Here is a 23,439-nt window from a genome sequence, read left to right as displayed (position 1 = left end):
GTCACGCCTCGCCGGCTTCGAGGACGGGCTCGGGCTTCAGTTCGTGCAGCCGGTGGATGCCGGGCATCTCAATGAAGCCCTCGAGACTGCGGATCGCCCGCGACCAGAGCCGGATCGCGGGATAGGGGTCGAGCGAAACGCCGCCGTCCGGCGCCAGCGCCACATAGGGAAAGCAGGCGACGTCCGCGATCGTCGGCCGGTCCGACGCGAGGAAGCGCTGGCCGCGGATATGCTGTTCGACAAGGCCGGCTTCCAGCTCCCGCAGGGCCGCTATCCCCTGCCCATGAAGGGTGGCGATATCGCCCGGACGCAGCAGCATCTCGTGCAAGCGCGCCGCCCCCAGGCTGCCGGTCAGCCGATGCGAGAAGGAAAGCCATTGCTGGACACGTGCCGCCTGCAGAGCAGTATCGTTGCCCAGCCATTGCGGTGCGGCCTTCGCGGCAAGATAGACCAGCATGGCCGAGGATTCGGTCAGGACGAGGTCGCCATCCTCCAGGATCGGGATCGAACCCGCCGGATTGAGCGCCATAAGTTCGGGACCGCGATGCTCGGCGCCGGGATGGAAGTCGACGGGGCGGATGTCAAGCTTCACCCCGGTCAGCGCAGCCATCAGGCGCGCCTTGTAGCAACTCGGGGACAGCACGTAGTCGTAGAGCTTCATTGCGCCACCAGTTGCGCGCCGTAGGTGTAGCCGTGGCGTTTCAGCCAGCGCCGGTAGGCAACCGATGTCAGGTCCGCCCTTGTGGGGATCTCCATGCCCGGATCGAGCGGCAGCAGCGTCGGGATCTGGTTTTCGAGAATCGACCGGTCCTGAAGGAAGATCGTCTGCTGGAAATGGATCAGGTCTGCCATCGATGTTTCGTCGTCAAACAACGCCATCCACGGCCAGACGTCGCACAGGTCTTCGGCAAGCGGCTGCACGAAAAGCGTGATGACGTCCCATTCACCCGGGCGCGGCGGGCAGGTCTTGTAGAGGATCGAGCAGGTCGGCGCAGGCACGCGATACATGTATTCGGTAGTTATGCCGCCTTCCGCCGACTTGGCGGCCTGCGGCTGGTAGAACTTCACCTGGGTCGCCCAAACCTCGTCTTCGTCCTCCCGTATCTCGACCTTGTAGTTCGGGACTTCCGTGTGCGGTTCGGCCCCTAATATGTCCGTATGCACGAAGGGGAAATGCGCAATGTCCAGGAAGTTCTCCACCGCGCGCAGCGGCGAGCAGCGCACGCGCACAACCCCGACATCGACGAGCCGGCGGCCGGGCTGATCAGCCTCGGGGATGGCAAAGAGCGCCTTTTGCGGGTCGCCGAGCGACGACCAGACATGGCCGTAGCGGATGCAGACCGGCAGGGCACGTCCGTTGCTGCCCGTAACCTTCGCGTTTCCGTCTGCGCCGAGCCTCACCCCGATCGGCTCGCCCATGAGCGCCGTCTGGCGCTCATGCGTGTCAAGCCGGCCGGCAAGGCCGACCGGATACCATTGGTCGATCATCGCGTTGCGGGTCATTGGGCGACGCCACTGCGCAGAATATCTTCGGCGGTCCGCCGTAGCGTCTCGGCTGCCCTCGACGCAGCGATACGCTTGGCCGGACCAGTGCCTTCGTCGACCAGAACATGCATCAGCGTCCGCGCTTTCCCCTGGGGGGTGAGCAGCAGCCGTAGGGTCTGGGCATTTTGCGCGTAGTCGAGCAGGCCTCCGTCGGCCTTCGTACCGGCGGCCGACTCCAGCGCGGCAATGCCCGCCTCTACTATCATGGAGCGAAGAGGGGCTAGGCCGTCGAACCGCGGCGGCCGAGCGGTGGGTTCGCCTACGGAAATCCATATGATTCCGCCGCTGTCCTCGACGGGCTGTGTTGCGACACCAATCGTTTCCGGCGGCGTCAGGCCCGGATGGGCTGGAATGCGCAAGCAGTTTCCGGCCTGGGCATAGCTCCAACCGTGATAAATGCAGGACAGGGCCTCACCGCGTACGAAACCACGGGAAAGGCGCATGCCGCGATGAGGGCATCTGTCCGCGAAGGCCGCCGCGCGGCCGGACCGGCTTCGCCAAAGGGCGATCGGTCCGACCGGGGTTTGCGCCGGCATTACGGTTCCCGCTGGCAAGTCCACGGAGAGGGCAACTGGCATCCATGAGCCGGACGGATAGGGCAGCATGCATCAACCTTCGAACGACATCGACCCATCTTCCCAAATGCAGATTCGCGGTCAAGACATGACGATCAGTCCGATCACGTTTGCACAATATTTTCGCACTGGCAACAATGCCCAAAAAAGAGGCAGAGACCCTGGTCCCAAACCTAGCCTGATTCGTTTTCTATCGGCGTCCGACGAATGGCCTCGACCCAGACATCGATTGGTCCAAGAGAGCACCCCATCTCCATCATATCGACCAGTTCCGCACGACCGGCAACGTCGAGTTCGATCCGGTCGGCACCGGCAACGAATATTGCCGGCGCGAGGCCGAGCTTGGCGGCATGACGCTCGATCCATGGAAGAAAGGATGCCGCTTTGACATCGCCGAGGATTGTCATGCGCTCGCGTGTAAAACGTCGATCTTGCTCGTTCATGAAGGACCCTAGCAACGAAATTGATATACAGATACGTCGTATCCAATCACGTGGCTAAGGGCGTGAAAAGGCGGGCGGATCTTTCGCCGACAAGGACGCTCGTCATCCTCGCCGACCGGTCAAGACCGGTCGCTGCCGTCCCGATGCTCCTTGGTAAGCGACAGACCTTTGACGGGCCATGTCCGGTAGCCCGTCATCGAGGGATCGGTTCGGAACTGCGTCGCAAGATCGGTCATCCGGCTCCAGGACTTTCCTAAAAGCGTATTTTCGGGAAACCAAGCCAGACGGCACCTGCGGAATAGTGGCGCCGGGGTCGCGGAACCATACGGAACGATGCGGGAAGATTTCTGATTTATACGAAAGGAGTACAATTCATTGAGGTCGGCCAGGAACCACCGACGGCTGGCGGTTGGCCAACTCCTGAAGGGCTCACGCAAAGGGCTGTATCGATGGCCACAGCGTTGGTTGTTCAAAGCGCTGCAGCCGGGATTGCTCGGCGCCGGAGATGGCGCGCAGCTCTTCGTGGATGATGCGAAGCAGGCATTTGGTGTGGCCAATTTCAAAGCGTCCGGTGGGGGCGGAACGATACGAGACAATACGGGAAACTCTCTGATTTAGGCCCACGAAAAAGCCAATAAAATCAATAGTTCGAGGACGTCCCCCAACAGTGCGCGACAGTGACCGTCCTACCAATAATGAATGGTGCCTTTAAATTGTTCATGCAGTCTCGACGAGGTTCGGAACCAGCGATCGGCAGCCTTGGCCGGACTAGCCCGATCCGCAAAGCACCGCTTGAATCATCGCCGAGATAAAAGCGTCAGATGTTTTCCGGCGTGACTATTTCAAAAGGTATAGACCGCTGAAGGGTCGCGACCGGTGCTTGCGGTCCAATCACGTCAATCATCGTCTGCACAAGGAGAGCCGAGGTCGCCTCGAGTGGATGACAAAGAGCTGCAGTGATCATTCCCTCGGACAAGCCTTTTCGCGTATCGGGGCCAATGTCACGGCAAACCAGCTTGATGCCCGCCCGCCTTTCAGCAGGGATCTCTCGAAGCGCACGGAGCACTCCAGTTATTCCGCCGCCCACGATCAGAATTCCTACGAGATCATCAGTCGTCTTCAGGAGTTCGGCCACCATACGGTAAGCCTCGCTCGATTCCTCATGAGTAGGGCGACTTTCTTCCACTGTGAGCCGCGGAGCGTGTTCGCGCAAATACGAACGGAAGCTGGCATCTGAAACGTCTTGGCATTGATATCGGTGATTTCCTATGAAAACCGCAATGCGACCCGGACCTTGGGTGGTTTGCGCAATCAAGAATGCCGCCGTACGCCCGAGCTTCCAGTTGTCCGTTCCCACATAGGCCGCTCGTTCCGGCGCGGATTGGTCCGTAATGTAAGCAACAACGGGCTTCCCCATTTCCTTCAGTGAACGGATTGCCTGTCCTATTATAGGGTGATCTGGTGCGATCACCGCGACTACGTCGCAGGTGTCGCCGAGCGCCACGAGTCGGCTAGAGATAATCTCCGGCGTCAGGAGATCCACAAACTCGACGACGGCCTCAACAATTTCGTCGCGACGATCGCGACAAGCTGCGATGATTTTCTTCCCGAACAGTTTGTAGAGTTCACGGGTCGATTGCTGCAGCAGGAAACCAAATCGGTGATGCGGCGACAGTTTCTTGGCCCGGTCGTCGATCGCCCCGAGCCCATATGAATCGCCTCTGCATTGAAGCCCGAACTGGTCCAAGGCCGGTTGGATGGTCGGTCAGGAGGCTATTAAGATGGATGACCTTCAGTATGGAACGCGCGACAAACGCGGAAACTGGGTCCCGCACCGCCGCGCCGAGCCGGTGCCGATCTGGCATCGCCCGTTCAACGCCAAGAAGGTACTGGCTTGGTTTCCCGAGTTTCTGTGGCCTTGGAACGCCTTCCACATGGCCACGGCAATCATCTGGGTCAACTTGCTCATTCCGAGCTGGGACAGCCTGGCAACATTTTCGCTGCTCAACTACCTTTGGCTGTACGGCCTGAACGCAGGGGGCATTTTTCTCTTCTACGGGTTCTTTGAGCTGCGCTATTACATCCAGCGCAAGCAAGAGACGCGCTTCAAGTATAATCCAAAATTCCCCTCCGACGCGCCGTCCGACGTCTTCTGGTTTCAGAGCCAGAATATCGACAATTTCAGCCGGTCGTTTTTCATCACTATACCGCTGTGGACCGTGGTCGAAATCGTGATGCTGTGGGCCTACGCTAATAGCTGGGCGGTCTGGCTGCCCTGGACGACGAATTGGCTTTACCTATCGTTCCTCGTCATCATCGCGCCGGCCGTGCATGAGATCTATTTCTTCTTCCTGCACCGCGCCATCCATTGGCCGCCGCTCTACAAATGGGTGCACTCGGTTCACCACAACTCGATCAACCCCAGTCCGTGGTCGTCGCTGTCCATGCATCCGGTGGAAGGGTTCCTCTACCATGCCGAAGCCTGGCTGCACCTGCTGATCCCATCCAACCCTGTCTGCGCGTACTTCACACTGCATGGGGCCGGCTTCGGAGCGGTGAATGGCCATCTTGGGTTTGAGACCTTCGAACTCACCGACAAGATCAAGCTCGATAGCCATTCCTATGTCCACTACCTGCACCACAAGTATTTCGAGGTGAACTACGGCGGTGACGGTCTGGTTCCTCTCGATAAGCTTTTTGGCACTTGGCACGACGGTAGCAAAGAAGCTGACGAGGCTATGAAGGCGCGCTTCCGCAAAAAGAAAGAAAAGCTGCGCGCGCAGCAGGAAGCCCGCGGCGGCCCGGCCACTGGAATGCCGGCGGAATGACGATCAGACGCTGTCTCGGCTAGGCCCGAGAGGAGCGGGTGCGGGGCAGCCAGGCTTTTGTTGAAACCCGCGGGGCGGGTAAACCGGGAGGAAGACTATGAAGCTTTTCAAGATACTTGTGTCCACAGCAGTGCTGGCTGCGTACAGCACCAGCAGCACGCTCGCCGCCGACATCTTCGTTATCGGCGGCAAGCCGGACGATCCATTCTGGTCAATCGTCAAGCGTGGTGCCGAAGACGCCGGTAAGGTGGTCGAAGCTCAAGGTGGTAAAGTCACCTGGCTCGGGCCGCAGAACTACGACAATCTGGGTGTGGACGCGGCCGAACTGATCCGCCAAGCCATCGACCAGAAGGCCGACGCCATTGTCGGTCCGGACTGGGTGCCGGAAGCCATGGATCCGGCGTTCAAGGCGGTTGTGGACGCTGGCATTCCGCTTGTTATCTACAATGCCGGCGGTTTGCAGGCGGCTGATCGCCTCGGCGCTATGAACTATGTCGGCTCGGACGATTACAAAGGTGGCGTCGCCGGCGGCGAGTATCTCGCTAAGGCCGGCAACAAGAAAGGCGTCTGCATCAACACACTGCCGGGTGCGGCCAATATCGAGGCCTACTGTGGTGGCTTTAGGGAAGGGATGAAGAATGGCGGCGGCGAGGCCGATGTGTTGCCGTTGCCAGCTACCTCCTTCGGCTCGGCAACAGCAGTGGCGCAGGCGGTGAAGGCCTATCTGCTGCAGCATCAAGCCGTGACCGCGGTGTTCACCATCGGCAATGTCGACGCCAATTCGGCCATGAACGGTATTACCCAGGCCGGCAAGGCCGGGCAGGTTCAACTCTGCGGCATCAACTTTGACGAGACCATCCTGAACAACATCAAGGATGGAAAACAGGCCTGCGCGATCGACCAGCAGGGCTACTGGCAAGGCTATCTCGCCGTCTCAATCTTGAATGGCAAGGTAAACTACGGGCTGACTGTGCCGACGCGCGAGATCCTCACCGGTCCTGGTATCATCGACAAGAACACTGTCGAGCTGACCATTGCCGGCGTGAAGGCCGGCGCGCGCTAGGTGTCCTTACGGCCGCCCGCCGTGTGAGGCGGGCGGCCAGTGCATTCTACTTCCATAGCGACCGCAATTTTTGGCGCTCGATAACTCGCGGATTACCCATGACGGCACATCCCGTGACATCCACCCCAACGCCGATGGCAAATCGCGGCCGTTCTGGACTGGCCCCAGGTCGTCTGGCACGGCGGCCCGAGACGGGCTCGTTCCTGGGCATGGTCGCAGTCTTTTTGTTCTTCGCCATATTCGGAGGCAGTGGCTTTTTGTCAGCAGCCGGTACGGCCAGTTGGCTGAGCATCGCCTCCGAGATCGGCATCATCGCTCTGCCGATAGGGCTGCTGATGATCGCTGGTGAGCTGGACATTTCGGTCGGCGCCGTGATTCCCGCGGCCTCTCTAACGGCCGCGATCATATCCGGCTACTATGGCCTGCCTGATTGGCTCGGCATCACGGCCGCCCTTGGGCTCGGTCTCGCCATCGGCTTAATCAACGGCGTGTTCGTCACGCGAACCGCGATCCCGTCCCTGATAATCACAATAGGAACGATGTTCGGCACAATGGGCCTGACGCTGGGCCTTACGGTGATGATCGCCGGCAGCACCGGTGTCTCGCTGGTACCCGACGAACTCACGAAGATGCTTCTCGGCCAATATCTCGGGGGCATGTTCCAAGTGACGATTCTCTGGTGGCTCGTCTACATCGCCGCCCTTCTCTGGCTCCTCCACATCTCGCCCGTGGGCAACTGGATCTATGCACTCGGGGGCGACAAGGAGAGCGCGCGCAACGCGGGCATCCCCACCAAGCGGCTTACCATCGGTCTATTCATGCTTTCGGGGTTTTCCGCCGCGTTCGTCGGAGTCAGCCAGGTGATGGTCTACCAGAGCGCTCAGGTTCTGGCTGGGCAGTCCTTCATCTTCAATTCGATCATGTGCGTAGTCATCGGAGGCGTTCTGCTTACCGGCGGATTTGGCTCTGTCGTAGGTATCGTGTTCGGCACGATCACCTTCTCTATCGTAAACCAGGGCATCTACTTCACGAGTATCGATCCCAACATAGGAAGCGTCATCATCGGCGCGCTTCTCCTGATCGCCGTACTCACCAACGACACCTTTCGGCAGCTGGCGCTCAGCTACTCATCGAAGAAGGCTTGAGGGACCGCCATGACTGAGGCAATCAAATCCTTGTTGCGCCGCCCGGAAGCAGGCTCGATCCTCAGCCTGATCGGGGTGGTGCTGTTCTTCGTATTTTTCGGTGGCGTGGACCTGGGCACACTCCTTGGGGCGGCGAGTTGGGTGAACTTCGCCGCCAATCTCGGCATTGTCGCCATTCCGGTCGGTCTGCTGATGATCTCGGGTGAACTCGACATCTCCATCGGCGCATTGATTCCCGCGGGCTCTATGACCACCGCCATCCTTAGCGGCTACTATGACCTGCCCATCGCGGTGGGCATGGCCGGCGCCCTGGCGGTCGGTGTGGCGGTCGGCCTTGTCAATGGTTTGCTGACGATCCGCACCTCGGTGCCTTCGTTGATCATTACGCTCGCCACCCTGGTTGCGATGCAGGGCTTGGTGCTCAGTGGGTCCGTGTTGCTAACTGGCAACGCTAGCGTTGCCGTCACCGCGCCCGAATGGGCCAAATTCCTGTTCGGACAGCTTATCGGTGGAAGCCACCAGGTCATCATCGTCTGGTGGGTGGTGTTCGCTGTCATCATTGGCTTCGTGCTGCACAAGACCCGCTTTGGCAACTGGCTGTTTGCAATGGGCGGCGATCGCGTCAGCGCCCGCAATGCAGGCATTCCGACAAGCCGCATGACCATCGCACTGTTCGTGCTGTCCGCCGTCAGCGCCACATTCGTTGGCATGTGCCAGGCGATCCTGTTCAACTCGGCCCAGGTTTCCGGCGGAATGAACTTCATCTTCAACGCGATCGTGTCCGTGGTGGTCGGCGGCGTGCTGCTCACGGGAGGGTTCGGCTCGGTCATCGGCATCTTCGTCGGTACCATCACGTTCGCCATTGTCAGCCAGGGCATCTACTTCACCCAGATCGACCGGAACTGGTCGAACCTGATCATCGGCGTGATGCTTTTGACGGCGGTGCTGATGAATCAGGCATTCCGGGAACTGGCTCTGTCTTACCGGCGAGGTTCAAAACAAAGCGTGCCGAGGGCACCCATACAGCACTGAGCGATGCGGCTGCAGTTGCGATCAGCGACTGCTTGGAAGAACGAAAGATGCGATAATTATGAGCGAAAAACCTGCCATTCTCGAACTGAAAAATGTCAACAAGTCTTTCGGCCCGATCGACGTGTTGCATAACATCTCGCTGCAAATTCGCCGGGGTGAGGTCTTGTGTCTCCTCGGCGACAACGGCGCAGGAAAGTCCACTCTCATCAAGGTGTTGGCAGGCGTCCACAAGCCGACCAGCGGCGAGATACTGATGGACGGAAAGGCGGTCAGCTTCGACCGTCCGAGCGCTGCGCAGGAGCGGGGCATTGCCACCGTGCACCAGTTCGGCGGAACGTTCCCCTTAATGAGCATCGGCCGCTCCTTCTTCGTTGGGTTGGAGCCGACAAAGGGTTGGTGTCCGTTCAAGATCTACGACCGCAAGCGCGCCAACGAGATCGCGGTGAAAGCGGTGCGGGATTTCGGCATCACGCGTATCGACGACGGTGACCGGCTTGTTGGTGGCCTGTCAGGCGGGGAACGCCAGTCTTTGGCCATTGCCCGCGCCGTGCATTTCGGCGCTCGCGTTCTGATCCTCGATGAGCCGACAGCAGCGCTCGGCGTCAAGCAGGCAGCTCACGTGCTGCGCATCGTCAATGAAGCCAAGCGGCGCGGTCTCGCGGTCGTCTTCATCACCCACCAGGTGATGCACGCCATGGCGGTGGGAGACCATTTCGCCGTCCTCATTCGCGGTGCGATCGCCGCCGATTTCCGGAAGCGCGAGAAAACCCGCGAGGAGATCACCGATCTGATGGCCGGCGGTGAAACCATGGCTGACCTCGAGGCGGAAATCGAGCATGAATTGCATGCATGATCACAATGAAAATGCGCCGCCTCTCGAGCTGGATGGGCGGGCGGCCCGATCGTTTTCCTCGGGAAACCTCTGCCTTCGACCGGCCCTGATGACCCTTGGCGCCACCAGCCTCTTCACGTCGAACAAAGCAGAAGAAATATGACAATACGGATTGCGGTGATCGGTGCCGGTGTGATGGGCGCCGACCACGCCAGGATAGTGGCGGAAGACCTTCCCGGAGCAAGCCTTCAGCTGGTGTGCGACATGGATGAGGCGCGTGCCCGCACTGTTGCCGACACCTTTGGTGCGCTCGACATCTCCACCGATCCAGAAGGCGTTGCCGCGCGGAAGGACGTGGACGCAATCATCGTGGCGAGTCCCGATGCCACGCATGCGCCGCTGTCGAAAGCTTGTATTGCCGCCGGCAAGCGTGTGTTGTGCGAAAAGCCCCTCTCCCAAGCGTACGCTAACTGTATCGCGGTGATGGAGGCCGAACAGAAGTCGGGCGCGAAATTCGTCCAGCTTGGTTTCATGCGGCGCTACGATCGCTCCTACGAAGAGATTAAGCGGGCGCTCGCAGACGGCCGCCTTGGCCGGCCCCTGATGATGCACAATTTTCACCGGAATGTCGAAACGCCGGCTGCAGATTTCACCGGCGCAATGGCTATCACCAATTCGGCTCCACACGAGTTCGATGTCGTGCGCTATGTGCTCTCGACGGAATATGCGTCGATTTCGGCCTTCCAGCCGAAGCGCTCAGATGCCCGGGTCGCGCCTGTCTTCATGGTGCTGGAGACGGTCGATGGCCAACTCGTCAACATCGAGATCAACAACAATGCCGCCTATGGTTACGATGTCCGTGCCGAGCTGATCGGCGAGCGGGGCACCGTTGCGATGAACAACGTCGCCTACACTCGCATCGATTCTGCGCTTACACAGAGCACGAGCTACGACTCCGACTGGCGGACCCGCTATGCCGATGCCTACCGTCGGCAGAACCGCGACTTCCTACGCTTCGCCATGACTGGTGAGTTCCCGGCAACCGCTGCGAATTGCTGGGACGGTTATTGCGCCGCCGTCGTTGCCGAGGCGGGCGTGAAGGCGTTGCACGAGGGCCGCCGCGTACCCGTCCAAATGATCGCAAAGCCGGAGTTTTACGCGTGAAGCTGGGTTTCGTTTCAGACAGCCTCGGCAACCTGCCCTTCGAAACGATGCTGGATCATGCGAAGCGCATGGGTGTCTCCGGCGTCGAGGTGAACACCTGTGGCTGGTCCACCGCGCCGCATTTTCGGCTTTCGTCCATGCTGGGCAACAGGGAAGGCCAGAAGCGCTTCGTTGGCGCGTTCGAGGCGCGCGGGCTAGAAATCATCAGCCTCAACGCAAACGGCAATCCGCTGCACCCGACCGACCCGGCCCAGGGCGAAGGGCTGAAAACCACTATTCGCGTCGCGGGCGAAATGGGCATCCGGACGGTCTGCACCATGAGCGGCCTCCCGGCCGGCAACGCTGCAGATACAATGCCCAACTGGGTCGTCTCGTCGTGGCCGCCGGAAACACAGGCCATTTTGAAATACCAGTGGGAAGAGAAGCTGATTCCCTTCTGGACCGAGATCGTGGCGTTGGCTGAAGAGAACGGCGTGGAGCGCATCGCGCTTGAACTCCACGGCAACCAGTGTGTCTTCAACGTGCCCTCGCTTCTGAAGTTGCGACAGGCGGTCGGACCCGTCGTGGGGGCGAATCTGGACCCTTCGCATCTGTTCTGGATGGGTGCCGACCCGCTGGCGGCGGCTCAATCTTTGGGCGAGGCGGTATATCACGTTCATGCCAAGGACACGATGCTCAACGCACCAGTGCAGGCGACGACATCTCTGCTCGAGAATGGCAGCCTGATGGATCTTCCAGCCCGGTCATGGAGCTACATCACGCTTGGCTTCGGCCATGGCGAGGAGTGGTGGCGGCAATTCTGCTATCGCCTCAAGATGGCCGGCTATGACGGCTGGCTTTCCATCGAGCATGAGGACGTGCTCCTGAACTCTCTGGAGGGACTCGAAAAGTCCGTGGCGCTACTGCAGGGAGTCATGCCGTCCGCCCCCGCCGACTACAAACCGCAAGCCATCTGAAGGAAGGTTTCCATGCCTTGGATCGACGCCTGTGCCGCCGCCGACATCGAAGCCGAGGAAGCCAGGCGCTTCGATCATGGCGGTCGCACCTTTGCGATCTTTCGAAATGATGCGGACGAATATTTCTGCACCGACGGGCTTTGCACGCACGAGAGTATTCACCTCGCTGACGGTCTCGTAATGGGGAATACAGTGGAGTGTCCTAAACACGCATCCGTTTTCGACTTCACGACTGGGGACGTAGAGACCCCGCCCGCTTGCGAGAATCTCAAGACGTACAAGACGAAGGTCGAAAATGGCCGCGTCATGATCGAGATCTGAGCCATATGGACCAGCCGTTCCAGCTTGCAGCCTGCGCCGAGATGCTCTGGCGCGACCGCCCGATTACTTGGCGCGCCGAAATGAATTGGCCATTCATCGCCAAGGCGCTGTTTGACTGCCTGATCCCCTGCGGAGGCTGATTATGGGCATGTATCACAACCGTCCTCATGTCGAGGACATCCGCAAGATGAAGAAGAGCGGACAGAAAATCTCCATGCTCTTCGTCAGCATCCCGGATGAGGCGGCTGCCGCAGCCGCCGCCGGCATCCATATGCTCTCCATCGAAGGTCGATATTTCGATCCGGAAATGCGCCAAGCAGCCGGCGATTGTTTCGTACAAGTCGGTTTGCCATATGGCAGCTATGGGAGTTTCGCGGGCCGCCCGCTCGCAACAGCGGAGGACTATCTGCGTGCAGCGTTCCACTTTGCCGGCACAGGCGGCGACGCCTTTTATTGTGCGGCGTCATACGACATCCAGAAGACGTTATGCGACAACTACATTCCTGTCGTTGGCCATATCGGCCTAGTGCCGTCTTATATCACCTGGACGGGTTGGCGCGCAGTCGGCAAGACCGCGGACGAAGCAGTGCGCATTTGGCGACACACCCAAAAGCTGGAGCAAATAGGAGTCTTCGGCGCGGAGCTGGAAGTCGTCCCAGATCGCGTCGCGAAATTCCTCACCGAAAACTCCTCGCTTGTCATGCTAGGCATGGGCGCTGGCAAATATGCCGATGCGCAGTACCTCTTCACAGAAGACGTTTGCGGTTACGGCAAGAACCATAAGCCGCGACACGGAAAAGTTTATCGAAACCTTGGCCCTGAGCTGGAGAAGATTCAGGACGAGCGCGTCGCTGCCTTTAAGAACTACAAGGCAGACGTCGATTCAGGCAGATATCCCGGTTACGAGCACACGGTTCCGATTGTGGATGCCGAGTTCGATATCTTCATGAAGATAGTTAAAGGTTGAGAACTATGTCTGTGGGCTCATCTTATCCCTCACGGACATGCGGTCGACAGCGCGTATCAGTTGACAACCGACGAGCGCCATCGCTTGACGAGCTCAAAGCGCTGATTGCCAAAAGGGAACTGACACTTCCGGAGAAGTCGGAGGCTGTCGCCCGGGTGATATTTGCGGAGCCGGATTACGTGGCTTTCGAAAATGCCGCCGCAATCGCGCGCCGATGCCATGTATCACCCGCGACCGTGTCCCGACTTGCATCGCGTCTCGGGTTTGGGTCGTTTGTGGAAATGCAGAGCTGCTTCCGAAATCATATACTGCATCGATTCAAACTTCAGGAAGAACACGTGAAGGCGAACTGCTGAGGATCATGTGCACGGACTTTTGACCCCGACAGCCGAGTGCTCTTTCCAAACTTGACGGCGATCGTAATTCCCGAGGCGGCTGTTGGGAGCTTTTTCGCTGACGCCCACCTTGCGCAGTTCCGGCCCCTGCTGAAGCCTGTCGAGAATGGCGACCTGGTGGGTGAGCGATTGAGGGCGGTCGCCCTGCCGGGTCATGCTCCCGGTCATACCGGCTAAGCGTTCGACACGGACGAGGACCGTTTCCTATTCTTCGGGGACGTCGTTCATGTGCCGGCCTTGCAGTTCGGCAATCCCGCGTTCAGTTGGGGCCATGACGACGATCAGCCGACGGCGCGCGCAACCCGCCTGAAGGTTTTCAGTGACGCGGCCAAGGCGGGGGACGTGGATCGCCGGCGCGCACCTTGGCTGGCCGGGCATCGGTCGCGTGGTGCGTAAGGGCGAAGCATACGGCTATGAGCCGGCAGGAGGACGAGTGACCGGATAGGCGGCCCGGTGCTGATCGGTTTATACCGCTCTCTTCGCCCAAGGCAAGGATCTCGACGAGCAGCGCGCCTCACTCCGGCGTCCTCAACAGCGGCGGCGCATCGTCCGGCCCACAAAATATCTGATTCTTGATCCACTGGCGGCCGATCGACGCCTGAGGCTTACCGGATCGGCGTCTCGCCGCGAAACAGCGGCTGGTGCGCCCGCATCAAGGCGGCAATCCGGTCGGCGACTTTTCGTACCGGCGGCGAGTGACGTTCCTCGTGATGGGTGACGATCCATTGGTCGGTTTCGAGCTCGGGGATAGGCTGAGCGACGCGAACCAGCCGCGGATCGCTGTCACCGACGAAGCACGGAAAGACCGAAAGGCCGGCGCCGGCGGCCACCAGTTCACGCACCGCATGGGTGTTGTTGCCACGTACGGCGATGCGGTCGCCGTGATGGGCTTGCAGCCAGCGCGCCGATGCAACGTTTGCGCCTTCGCCGGTGACGCCGACGAACAATCCAGCGGCGATGCCGTTGATCAGGTGACGTCCGGAATAAATGGCGTGAGCGACTTTGCCGCTCTGACGGCCGGCCAGCCACTGCTCGGTCGGACGCTCGCTGCGGATGCCGATGTCGGCGGCACGGCGGCCGATGTCGACCCGCTCGGTCGTGGTGACAAGCTCCACCCTTATGCCGTCATCGACCGTCCAGATCTCGCCGATATGGGCGGAAACGAAGGCCGACGTCCATGGCCCGGCCGAGACGCGGACAATGCGGTCGGGCAGGTTTCCCTCGCGCCAGCGGGTCAGCGACTGCATTGCTGCCTCGACGTCTTCGGCGCGCCGCAGCAGTTCTTCGCCGACCGGGGTCAGCCGGTAGCCGGTCTGCTGGCGCACGAACAGAGGTTCGCCGATCTGCTTTTCCAGCGCGGTGACGCGTCGTCCAAGGGTGGCTGCGCTGAGGCGCGTGGTTCCCGTCGCTGCGCTCAAGCCACCCAGCCGCGCAACGTCGAGAAACAACCTCAGATCGTCCCAGCCGATATCCATTTTGCAGAAATGAAAAACTCCTTGCGACCGTGGCTGTAGCGCGAAGGGCCATCATGCGCAAGTATGCAGGCGTTGGACGCGTTGGACATTCTTGCTTGGCGGGACAGTGACAAGCGCCTCGGCTGGCTAAGAAGCCACCGCAATCTTTTCGATCGCGCATGCGCTTCGCGCCGATGCTTTGCGCTTTCGACCAACCCAGGCGCGCGGGCATTCTGCACGCCAAAGGAGACGATCATGTTGGATGAACTTCGACACCGTTTCGCCCGCTGGCTTGCCTATCGCCAGACGCTTGCGAGCTTGAGGCGGGCCCCAGACAGCACACTTGCGGATGCTGGCATTTCTCGCGAAGAGATCCGCGAGCATGCCCGCCACGCCAGCGTGCGTCGTTGAGGAACCGGGCATGCAGATGATTGAGCTTTGGGATGGCCGCTCGGTACCGGGCATTGGCATCGGCACCTGGGCGGCGGGTGGCCCCGCGCGTTGGCGTGACACGGCGACAACCTATGGCGAGGTCGATGACATCAGGTCGCAAGCCGCGCTGGCGATGGCCTATGAGATCGGCGCGCGGGTGTTCGACACGGCGGCCGCCTATGGCGCCGGCAATGCCGAACTGATCCTCGGGCGAGCGTTGAAGGGTAAGGACGAAGCCGTCATCGTCACCAAGGTCGGCTATTTCGGCGATCCCGAAACGCGCAAGATCGCACCCGAGGATGCCTCTGCCGCGGCGATTCGGACATCGATCGACAATTCGCGGCAGCGCCTGCAGCGCGATTGTATCGACGTCGTGCTGCTACATATCAACGAGTATCCGATCGAGCGCGCCGGCGAGGTGTTCAATACGCTCGATCTGTTGCGCCAGGAGGGCAAGATCGGCGGCTTCGGCTGGAGCACCGATCACCGCGAACGGCTTGCCGCCTACGCGCCGCGCGAGGGCTTCGTCGCCGTAGAGAACGACTTCAATGTGTTTACCCCGGCGAACGGGCTGATGGCCGTTGCGGCGCGCGAGAACCTCGTCTCGTTCAGCCGGCTGCCGCTGGCAATGGGGTTGCTCACCGGCAAATACACGCCGGCCATGCGGCTGCCCACCAACGATGTGCGCGGCGGCAATGCCGAATGGATGGTATTTTTCAGGGATGGCGCCGCCAACCCGCACTATCTGTCAAGGCTCTCGGCAATCCGCGACCTGCTCACGTCGGGCGGACGCACGCTTGCGCGGGGCGCGCTCGGCTGGATCCTCGCCAAGTCGGCAATCGCGCTGCCGGTTCCCGGCTTCACGCGGCCCGAGCAGGTCGAGGACAATCTCGGTGCGCTGGAAAAAGGGCCGCTGCCGGCAGCGGTGATGGCCGAGATCGACGCCGTGCTGAAAATTGCCGAGACTGCTTAGGGTGTGGCGAATCCGAAATTCGCATTGGCGATAACGCGGCCTTCAGTGGCGCAATGGACAAAGACGGAGCGGCGGACACGCTCGAGTTGAAGGTCCGCCGCTCCGGTTTTCAGATCAAAGAGTGATGCTGCCACGGGAGATGGGTGGCGAGCTGCGCTTGAGCTGCGCCGCCGACCGCGTCGCTGTCGAGAGAGAGCGACCCGGTTGAGCTGTCAAAGATGATGTGGTGGGAACCATCATCCGTGGCCGTACCAGCAGGAGACGCATGCAATGAAAGCCCGCCCGACTTAAGCTCGGCAAGAGCGGCTTGATCGAGGTGGAGCTTGTCCTGAAGCTTGCTGAAGTCGAAGGCATCGTTGCCTCCGTGACCCGACATGATCTCGGCGGCGGCGCCGTTCTTTGCCTGGGCCCCGACATTTTCACCGCTCTGGACGGTCTGGGCGAACCCATGGCCGGTCAGGTTGGTTGCCGTTCTGTCGGAGTGATTGTTGGTGGCGAGAAACTCCGAGCCGGCAGAAAGAGCATGGCTCAACACAGCCAGCACCCGGTCAACGCCGCTGCCCAAATCGTCCATCTTGTTGCCGCCAGTGTCGACATGGGAGGTGTCGTTGCCGCTATGGCCCGCCATTTCGTCGGTGCTTGCACTTGCATGGGAGGCATCACTGGTGGCCTTTCCGTGACTGGCCGTGCGGTGGGAAGTCGCAGCTCCAGCAGAATTACTATCGCTAGTGCTGGCGTCGGAAGGGGCGATGGCGGTAGCAGTCGCAGTAGAAGTGCCATGGCTGGTCTTGGAGTCGGAGGCGGCCACAGTAGAGCTATTATCGGCAGCGGTGGCAGTGGAAGGCACAGTTGCAGTGGAACTGCTATCGCCCGTCGCGGCTTCGGAAGAGGCCGCGGCAGTCGAACTGCTATCGCCGGTGGCGTCATGGGAAGGGGCCGTGGCAGTCGAACTGATATCGCCGGTGGCGTCATGGGAAGGGGCAGTCGCAGTCGAACTGCTATCGCTGGCGGTGGCGTCGGAAGGGGCCGTAGCAGTCGAACTGATATCGCCGGTGGCGTCATGGGAAGGGGCAGTCGCAGTCGAAGTGTTGTCGCCGGTGGCGTCATGGGATGGGGCAGTCACAGTCGAACTGCTATCGCTGGCGGCGGCATCGGAAGGGGGTGTCGCGGCAGCGCTGCCGTCGCTGGTGTCGGAAGGTTCGGCCCCGGTGGTAGCGAGGTTGTGCTCCCGGAAAACGGCTTGCAATTCGGAGGAGCTTTCAAGCGCGGTGTCGCCGTTCTGCGTTCCCCATTTGTAGGTGTAGTCGAAGCCGGGCGTCGGAACCAATGCGGCCCAATGATCGATCATGGTTTGCATCTGTTCGGGGGTGGGCATGACATGTCTTCCGCCATCGGAAGTCTCCCAGTTACCGCCGCCAAAGGCCTGATATACCGGAACGATGTTGTTAGCCGGGATGCCCGACTTCACCGCTGCAGCCACGGCTCGATCGATCATGTCGTAATCGACCGTGTCCGTTCCCGTGCGCACCGGATAGGGGTCTATTCCGAAATAGTCGATATGCGTGTTGGCCGGATTGTAGGTGTTCGTAAAATCCGGATTGGTCGGGGATCCCATATTCATCATGGTGATGAAGGTCTTGGCGCCCGGAAAATGCTCATGGATCCAGTCGGATTCCGCCTTCAGGTTCTCAGCGGTTGCGTAGGTGCCCCACCTGCCGGTGGGATCGGGCTCGTCAACAAGATAGAATCCGAACACGTTCGGATTGCCGAGGAAGGGGGTCATTTTCTCGATGAAGGATGAGGTTACGCCCTCGTGCTCATTCAGATACACCAGGCCCTTCATGCCATCCGGCAATGCGTTGACCTGGCTAACATATTGAACGTCGGCCAGATTGAACCCGGCGGTTGCGATTTCGGTGGCGGAGCCACCCGAGGCGTAGTGCAGAGTTGCCATCCAATATTCCTTTGTCTCATTCGATAGCGCCCGGGGATTGCCTACTAGAGGGTGTATATTAGCGCCAAATCACATACCTGCAGCCTCTGATAGAATGGTTGATCGCCAGTAGGAATGCTGCACAGAGGGAGAAATCCCAATAGATGTATTAAATAAATATCAAGTATACAATCACGTTAAGCTCGCATAGCTATGCAGATCAATCCCAATTTAATTGAAAATCGATAGATTAATTGTTTAAAAATTTAGCCTGCATGTTGCGGTATTGAGTTGTTAATTTAGCTGTTAACCTGCAAATTTACAGATCAGAAGAACATTTAATCTAAGGGACAAGGCCCTTCGTAGTCCATTGCCGCAACCAATTAGTTGTGGACAATTCGTAAGCGTCTGCCCGCTCGTCGCGGGATATCGGTCGGCAGATCAGGTTTTCGACATCGGAGGGGTCGAATCGGCTTGCCCGCTGGTCGCAAGGAGGCAAGCCGCGTCAGGGATTGTGGGTGAGAGGGCTGATCATCATGCCTGGTAACACGCGGACCGGACAGGGAGCTTAGGAATCGCAGCGTAGAGCAGCCGTACAGCGCACGACTGTCGGAAGGGCTTTCTTCGGTTGGCTTATCAGTGACGAGTCCGGCTTGGCAGAAGTCGCCAGAGTTCGAGGCACAATTCATCGGCGTATCCACAAGATGCCGTCGAGGTGCTTCGCGCTGTGCGTAAGGCCGTGATCCCAATGCGGTTTACCTCATTCAAACAGACGAGGACAGTAGGCAAGCCTCCTCCTACCGTACCCTTTCACGCGCACAGAAGTAACGAAGCAAAACCATGAAAGCAGATGCGAAAGGTAGTTACTTCATGCGACCGAAACACGGCGCACGGACGGGAGCTTCGGGATGAATCCGCATCTCGTTTGTGTGGGAGGCGAAGATCACGCCCTGAGAATTCCGTTCCTAATGTCGCTGCGCGAAAGCGGCTTCCGGGTCACTGCGGTTTCGACCGGCGATGAGGCTGCGTTTTTGCGGCATGGCATTCCGCATCGCCGCTACGGTTTCGACCGATTTGCCAGCGGCGGTGGCGAGTGGACCGCCGTAAGAGCGATTCGGAAACTGGTTGCGGAACTCCGGCCTGACATTGTCCAAAGTTTCGACACCAAGCCTAACCTGCTCGCACCCCTTTCGCTGCGCGGAACAGTCCCGGTCGTACGCACGATCAACGGCCTGGGCTGGACATTCTCCTCGCTCGAACCGCGGGCTCTGACCCTGCGTCCAATCTTTTGCGGACTGCAGTGGCTTGCTTCCTTCTGGACGGCAGCGACGGTGTTTCAGAACCGGGACGATGAGGCCTTCTTCAAGCGCTTTCGATTAATTGAACCCGGCAGCGGAAGAGTGATCCGCAGTTCTGGCATCGACGTCGATGCGTTCGCCATGGCGAGGCATCTTGCTCCGCCGGCAACGAAAATGCGCAAGGAACTCGGGCTCCAGTCAGCGGAGATCGTGATTTTTGTGGGCCGGCTGACCCGCCAGAAGGGCATCCCGATACTGCTTCAAGCAGTGCCCCGCGTCCTTTCCAAAAGACCTAATGCTCGTTTCGTGCTTGTCGGCCCTTGGGAGTCCGAAGGTCCATTTGCAGTCGACAAGTCGGAAATCGATCGACACGCTCCTCATGTTATCGCGCTTGGCCCACGACGCGATGTTCCAGCCCTTCTTGGCATGGCCGACGTGTTCGCCTTCCCCACACAATATCGAGAAGGAATCCCGCGCGTCCTGCTCGAGGCAGGGCTGGCGGGTTTGCCCATCGTTGCCTCGAACATGCCCGGCTGCAATGAAGTGGTCGAGGATGGATGGAACGGCTATCTTGTCCAACCGCACGACGCCGATGGTCTTGCATCTCGAATAGTTGACATCCTTTCCGACCGCAGTCGCGGAAAAGTCATGGGCGGTCGTTCCGTCGAACTTGTCCGGGAGCAGTTCGCGCTGCCGCGGGTGGTGGCCCAATATTGCGATCTGTACAAAAATATCCTTGGTGCCAAACCCCACAGCGATCTCGCCCGACCGGCGTCTCCGACCTTGTTTGGAGAGGGTGCTGCGAGAAGCAGATTGGACGGGCGCCGATGATCCGGGACGCGATCCTGGCCTGCGGCCTCGCAACGACCTATGCGGTGCAACTCGACATTCCAGGGTCGCCCTTAGGGGTTGGCGAACTGTTCATCGTACTTTGGATCATGCTGTCGATTGGGCGCGTACTCGCCGGGGGCCACCTGGAGACAAGGCCGGCGCTGACACGCCTTGTGAGCTTCTGGACGATCATGGCGCTTGCTCTCGGGATCGGCACCGTCGTCGGCTATCTGACCACAATTCTATATCTGACGGGCCTGATGCACGATACGATGGCCTACCTGCTGTTGGTCAGTATCACCTGCCTAGCCGCTGCAGAACCCGACGCTGATCGCCGGCTGCGTCGTACTGGCTGGTGGGTTGTGGGCATCGCGAATATCGCGCTTGCCATTCAGCTGGGACAGGGCTGGGGCTGGATCCCCCAAGCTGGCGTCGATCCCTGGTACTGGGACCGCTTTCGTGGCTGGTCGCATAATCCAAACCAGCTCGCGCTCTACTGCGCAATCTTTGGCCCGCTAGCCTTGCATCTTGCGACCACCACCAGCAATCGATGGGGCAGGTTTCTTGGGATCGCCAGCTTGTTCCTGACCTTCTATGTCGGGAGGCTGACAAAGAGCGATACCTATTTGTACACCAGCATCCTGACCTGCCTGACGTTCCTCGGGCTGCGGATCAGGACATGGCTCAAGACCGGTGGCAACAGGGTCAGCTTTTCACGGCAAGCCGTCCTCCTGTTGCTTGTCGGTATCCTTCCGTTGGCGATCGCGATAACCCCTTACGCCGTAACTGAGGCGAGCGTCCTCGAAAATTTCGCCAAGGGCCTGACCAAGGACAAAGGCGGCGAGGCCACTGCCGAAACCGCCGCACTCCGCGTGCATCTCTGGAACGAAGCGCTGGAGAAGGGCGCCGAATCCGGGTCGCTGGGCCTTGGTCCAGGTCCGCATCTCGAGCGCCCATCAGTGTTCGACTCGCAATTTCTGGAACGGCCCTTCGAGGCTCACAACACGATCCTCGACCTGTACACTCAAGGTGGTCTCATTGCGGTTCTGGCGCTGGTCTGGATAGTCGGCGCCGCCATCATATCGGTGTGGCGTGCGAAGCTCGACGCGCTGTTAGCGCTCGTGGTGTCAATCATCATCTTCGGGATGCCGCATCTGATCATCCGCCACCCGATCGTATGGTTTGCGCTAACCATCTGCCTTGTCGCCGGTACGCCGAAAGCAGTTTCTGCAATCTCCAACAATCCGGGGTAATGGTATGTGTGGTATTGCCGGAATTCTTCTTGCCTCCGATTCAGCCGACACGAGGCCGCTCAGGGCAATAGAGCAGATGACGGCCGCACTTCGTCACCGCGGGCCGGATGGCGAGGCATTCTGGGTAAACTGTGAATCGGGGGTCGCCTTCGGTCACAGGCGGCTGGCCATAGTTGACCTGTCGGAGGCTGGCCGTCAGCCGATGCATTCTGAAAGCGGCCGATATGTCATTACATTCAACGGCGAAATATACAATTTCCGTGATTTGCGCCGTGAGCTGGAGAGTACAGGCCATCATTTTCGGAGCGCCAGCGATACCGAAGTCATGCTCGCCGCAATTGAGAGTTGGGGCCTCGAAAAAGCACTCACCCGTTTCGCCGGCATGTTCGCTTTAGGATTGTGGGACCTTAGGACAAGGACGCTCCATCTCGCCCGCGACCGAATGGGTAAAAAGCCGCTTTATATCGCCTCAACACGCGATGCACTTGTTTTTGCTTCCGAGTTGAAGGCGATCAACCGTTTTCCAGGGTTTTGCCAGGAGCTCGATATCGATGCGGCCGCGGCAATGCTTTCGAAGGGATGGGTACCGGATGACAGCTGCATTTGGCGAGGCGTGTTCAAGCTGCCGCCGGGTTCGGTCCTGTCGGTAACGGCCGCTGAGTTCTCCGGGGAACGCAGTGTCGCCTCTCTGTCGCATCGCATTCGACGCTGGTGGTCGCTGGCCGAAGCCGCCACGGAAGGGCGGGCGGAACAGGTCGCCGGCAGCGACGAGGAACTCACCAATGAACTGGACGGCCTGCTTCGACTTGCCGTTCGGGAGCGCATGATCGCTGACGTCCCGCTCGGGGCCTTCTTGTCGGGCGGAATAGATAGCTCGACGGTTGTGGCCCTTATGCAGGCTCAATCGGAAAAGCCTGTGCGCACGTTCACGATCGCTTTCGGAGAGGGCGGGTTCGATGAGGCTCCCCACGCTGCGGAAGTCGCGCGCCATCTGGGGACCGACCATACCGAACTCCACCTTTCGGCTGCCGTAGCGCGCGACGTCATTCCAGAACTGCCGCAGATCTGGGACGAGCCATTCGCTGACGAATCGCAGATACCAACTCTGCTGGTGGCGCGGCTCGCTCGCCGGCACGTTACGGTGGCTCTGTCGGGCGACGGTGGCGATGAATGCTTCGCCGGCTACGCACGCCACTTCATGGCGGCCCGCCTGCGACGACAGCATATTCTGCCGTCAGCACTGCGTCGGGCGCTCGCGGCAGGCACTGGGTTATTGGCCCGTGCAGCCCGCCACGATCTCGTCGGCAAGCTGCCGCTTTCGGAGGGTGCACGGCATGCGCTTCGGGGGGATCGGCTGAATCGCCTAGCTCAGCTGCTTGCTGCAGCCAACGAGGACGAGTTGTATCGGCGACTTACGGGATCATCGAACGAGAACCTGAGCCTCCACCAGCCACCGTCATCAATTCACGTCGAGCACCGGCTTGATGGGCTGCTGTCCCGTCTGTTGTATGACGATATGGCTGGATACCTCCCCGGCGATATATTGGTGAAGCTGGACCGCGCCAGCATGGCCAACAGCCTCGAGGGGCGATGCCCGCTGCTCGATCATCGGGTTGTCGAATTTGCCTGGCGCCTGCCGACGAATACGAAAGTTCGTAATGGCAAAGGCAAGTGGATCCTTCGTCAGTTGTTGCGCCGATACGTTCCGCAGCGGCTGATCGAGCGGCCGAAGCAAGGTTTTGATGTTCCTATAGCCGTCTGGCTGAGAGGCCCGCTGCTGAGTTGGGCAAACGACCTTGTCGCCGATATGCGTTTGTCCGGAGACGGGATTTTCGACCTTGCAGAGGTGGATGCGTGCTGGCGCGATCACGTTGACGGCAGGCACGACCATTCTCGTGAATTGTGGCCCGCTTTGATGTTCCAGGCCTGGCACAACGAGGCAAGGCGCCCATCGCCCACAGCAACGGGTTCTCGCGTGCCCGAACTTACAGGAGATTAA

22 protein-coding genes and 1 pseudogene are annotated in these 23,439 nt (G+C 59.9%); 16 read left to right on the top strand and 7 right to left on the bottom strand.

The features are described from left to right. Position 1 precedes the first annotated feature (1 nt). The 5 genes from NKH83_RS10045 to NKH83_RS10025 form a co-directional block, all read right to left on the bottom strand. Positions 2 to 661 carry a glutathione S-transferase family protein gene (locus tag NKH83_RS10045; RefSeq protein WP_254819361.1) on the bottom strand — a complete coding sequence of 220 codons (660 nt, stop codon included), beginning with the start codon at positions 659 to 661 and terminating at the stop codon, positions 2 to 4. Next, entirely contained in the window at positions 658 to 1,503 is an 846-nt protein-coding gene (locus NKH83_RS10040) for an aromatic ring-hydroxylating dioxygenase subunit alpha (protein WP_352803710.1), read from the bottom strand. Before NKH83_RS10040 ends, NKH83_RS10045 begins: the two co-directional genes overlap by 4 nt. Beyond that, the gene (locus NKH83_RS10035) at positions 1,500 to 2,150 is read right to left on the bottom strand and encodes an aromatic ring-hydroxylating oxygenase subunit alpha (RefSeq protein WP_352803708.1); all 651 of its coding nucleotides are present in this window, start codon (positions 2,148 to 2,150) and stop codon (positions 1,500 to 1,502) included. The genes NKH83_RS10040 and NKH83_RS10035 overlap by 4 nt, the downstream gene beginning before the upstream one ends. A 143-nt stretch (positions 2,151 to 2,293) precedes the next feature. Further along, on the bottom strand, positions 2,294 to 2,563 hold the full coding sequence (locus NKH83_RS10030) for an acylphosphatase (protein WP_352648277.1): 270 nt from the start codon (positions 2,561 to 2,563) through the stop codon (positions 2,294 to 2,296). Positions 2,564 to 3,380: 817 nt separating this feature from the next. Further along, positions 3,381 to 4,310, bottom strand: coding sequence for a substrate-binding domain-containing protein (locus tag NKH83_RS10025; RefSeq protein WP_352803705.1), 930 nt, complete (start codon positions 4,308 to 4,310; stop codon positions 3,381 to 3,383). Positions 4,311 to 4,344: 34 nt separating this feature from the next. Between NKH83_RS10025 and NKH83_RS10020 the strand changes: the two genes are divergently transcribed. The 11 genes and pseudogenes from NKH83_RS10020 (at position 4,345) to NKH83_RS09970 (ending at position 13,227) form a co-directional block, all read left to right on the top strand. Continuing rightward, positions 4,345 to 5,391, top strand: a complete 1,047-nt coding sequence (locus tag NKH83_RS10020) for a sterol desaturase family protein (RefSeq protein ID WP_352479343.1) — start codon at positions 4,345 to 4,347, stop codon at positions 5,389 to 5,391. A gap of 97 nt (positions 5,392 to 5,488) precedes the next feature. Next, positions 5,489 to 6,454 (top strand): sugar ABC transporter substrate-binding protein, encoded by a 966-nt coding sequence (locus NKH83_RS10015; RefSeq protein WP_352509023.1) that lies wholly within the window; start codon positions 5,489 to 5,491, stop codon positions 6,452 to 6,454. Between the two features lie 134 nt (positions 6,455 to 6,588). After that, on the top strand, positions 6,589 to 7,599 hold the full coding sequence (locus NKH83_RS10010) for an ABC transporter permease (RefSeq protein WP_352803940.1): 1,011 nt from the start codon (positions 6,589 to 6,591) through the stop codon (positions 7,597 to 7,599). Between the two features lie 9 nt (positions 7,600 to 7,608). Next, entirely contained in the window at positions 7,609 to 8,631 is a 1,023-nt protein-coding gene (locus NKH83_RS10005; protein WP_352704698.1) for an ABC transporter permease, read from the top strand. Between the two features lie 58 nt (positions 8,632 to 8,689). Beyond that, positions 8,690 to 9,484 carry an ATP-binding cassette domain-containing protein gene (locus NKH83_RS10000; protein WP_352803700.1) on the top strand — a complete coding sequence of 265 codons (795 nt, stop codon included), beginning with the start codon at positions 8,690 to 8,692 and terminating at the stop codon, positions 9,482 to 9,484. Positions 9,485 to 9,622: 138 nt separating this feature from the next. Beyond that, entirely contained in the window at positions 9,623 to 10,627 is a 1,005-nt protein-coding gene (locus NKH83_RS09995; RefSeq protein WP_352802950.1) for a Gfo/Idh/MocA family oxidoreductase, read from the top strand. Then, complete coding sequence (locus tag NKH83_RS09990) at positions 10,624 to 11,583, top strand: sugar phosphate isomerase/epimerase family protein (protein WP_352479339.1); 960 nt, start codon at positions 10,624 to 10,626, stop codon at positions 11,581 to 11,583. Before NKH83_RS09995 ends, NKH83_RS09990 begins: the two co-directional genes overlap by 4 nt. A gap of 12 nt (positions 11,584 to 11,595) precedes the next feature. After that, on the top strand, positions 11,596 to 11,904 hold the full coding sequence (locus NKH83_RS09985) for a MocE family 2Fe-2S type ferredoxin (RefSeq protein WP_352802953.1): 309 nt from the start codon (positions 11,596 to 11,598) through the stop codon (positions 11,902 to 11,904). 5 nt (positions 11,905 to 11,909) lie between these two features. Then, positions 11,910 to 11,996: pseudogene (locus NKH83_RS31610) on the top strand (hydroxypyruvate isomerase); the annotation flags it as partial. Positions 11,997 to 12,046: 50 nt separating this feature from the next. Then, on the top strand, positions 12,047 to 12,871 hold the full coding sequence (locus tag NKH83_RS09975; protein ID WP_352803691.1) for a 3-methyl-2-oxobutanoate hydroxymethyltransferase: 825 nt from the start codon (positions 12,047 to 12,049) through the stop codon (positions 12,869 to 12,871). 5 nt (positions 12,872 to 12,876) lie between these two features. Next, a complete protein-coding gene (locus tag NKH83_RS09970) occupies positions 12,877 to 13,227 on the top strand; it encodes a MurR/RpiR family transcriptional regulator (protein WP_352479336.1) in 351 nt (116 codons plus the stop codon). A 644-nt stretch (positions 13,228 to 13,871) separates the two neighbouring features. Here NKH83_RS09970 and NKH83_RS09965 read toward each other — a convergent pair. Further along, positions 13,872 to 14,741 (bottom strand): LysR family transcriptional regulator, encoded by an 870-nt coding sequence (locus NKH83_RS09965; protein ID WP_352648298.1) that lies wholly within the window; start codon positions 14,739 to 14,741, stop codon positions 13,872 to 13,874. A 234-nt stretch (positions 14,742 to 14,975) separates the two neighbouring features. On the opposite strand from NKH83_RS09965, the gene NKH83_RS09960 reads away from it, so the two are divergent. Continuing rightward, positions 14,976 to 15,131 (top strand): YjiS-like domain-containing protein, encoded by a 156-nt coding sequence (locus tag NKH83_RS09960; RefSeq protein WP_352648301.1) that lies wholly within the window; start codon positions 14,976 to 14,978, stop codon positions 15,129 to 15,131. Positions 15,132 to 15,141: 10 nt separating this feature from the next. Next, positions 15,142 to 16,125, top strand: a complete 984-nt coding sequence (locus NKH83_RS09955) for an aldo/keto reductase (protein WP_352803686.1) — start codon at positions 15,142 to 15,144, stop codon at positions 16,123 to 16,125. Between the two features lie 109 nt (positions 16,126 to 16,234). Here NKH83_RS09955 and NKH83_RS09950 read toward each other — a convergent pair whose 3' ends face one another. Beyond that, complete coding sequence (locus tag NKH83_RS09950) at positions 16,235 to 18,079, bottom strand: calcium-binding protein (protein WP_352803683.1); 1,845 nt, start codon at positions 18,077 to 18,079, stop codon at positions 16,235 to 16,237. 887 nt (positions 18,080 to 18,966) lie between these two features. On the opposite strand from NKH83_RS09950, the gene NKH83_RS09945 reads away from it, so the two are divergent. Genes NKH83_RS09945 through asnB form a run of 3 tightly spaced genes read left to right on the top strand, consistent with a single transcriptional unit; the run spans position 18,967 to position 23,439 of the window. Next, positions 18,967 to 20,187 (top strand): glycosyltransferase family 4 protein, encoded by a 1,221-nt coding sequence (locus NKH83_RS09945; RefSeq protein ID WP_352480465.1) that lies wholly within the window; start codon positions 18,967 to 18,969, stop codon positions 20,185 to 20,187. Further along, positions 20,184 to 21,440, top strand: a complete 1,257-nt coding sequence (locus NKH83_RS09940; protein ID WP_352803680.1) for an O-antigen ligase family protein — start codon at positions 20,184 to 20,186, stop codon at positions 21,438 to 21,440. Before NKH83_RS09945 ends, NKH83_RS09940 begins: the two co-directional genes overlap by 4 nt. Before the next feature lie 4 nt (positions 21,441 to 21,444). Next, positions 21,445 to 23,439 (top strand): asparagine synthase (glutamine-hydrolyzing), encoded by a 1,995-nt coding sequence (gene asnB, locus NKH83_RS09935; protein WP_352480467.1) that lies wholly within the window; start codon positions 21,445 to 21,447, stop codon positions 23,437 to 23,439.

Origin of the sequence: Mesorhizobium sp. M0909 (assembly GCF_040319515.1) — a bacterium.
Classification (GTDB): Bacteria; Pseudomonadota; Alphaproteobacteria; order Rhizobiales; family Rhizobiaceae; genus Mesorhizobium.
The sequence above is the reverse complement of the archived record's forward strand: the minus strand, read 5'-3'. Positions and strand labels throughout refer to the sequence as shown.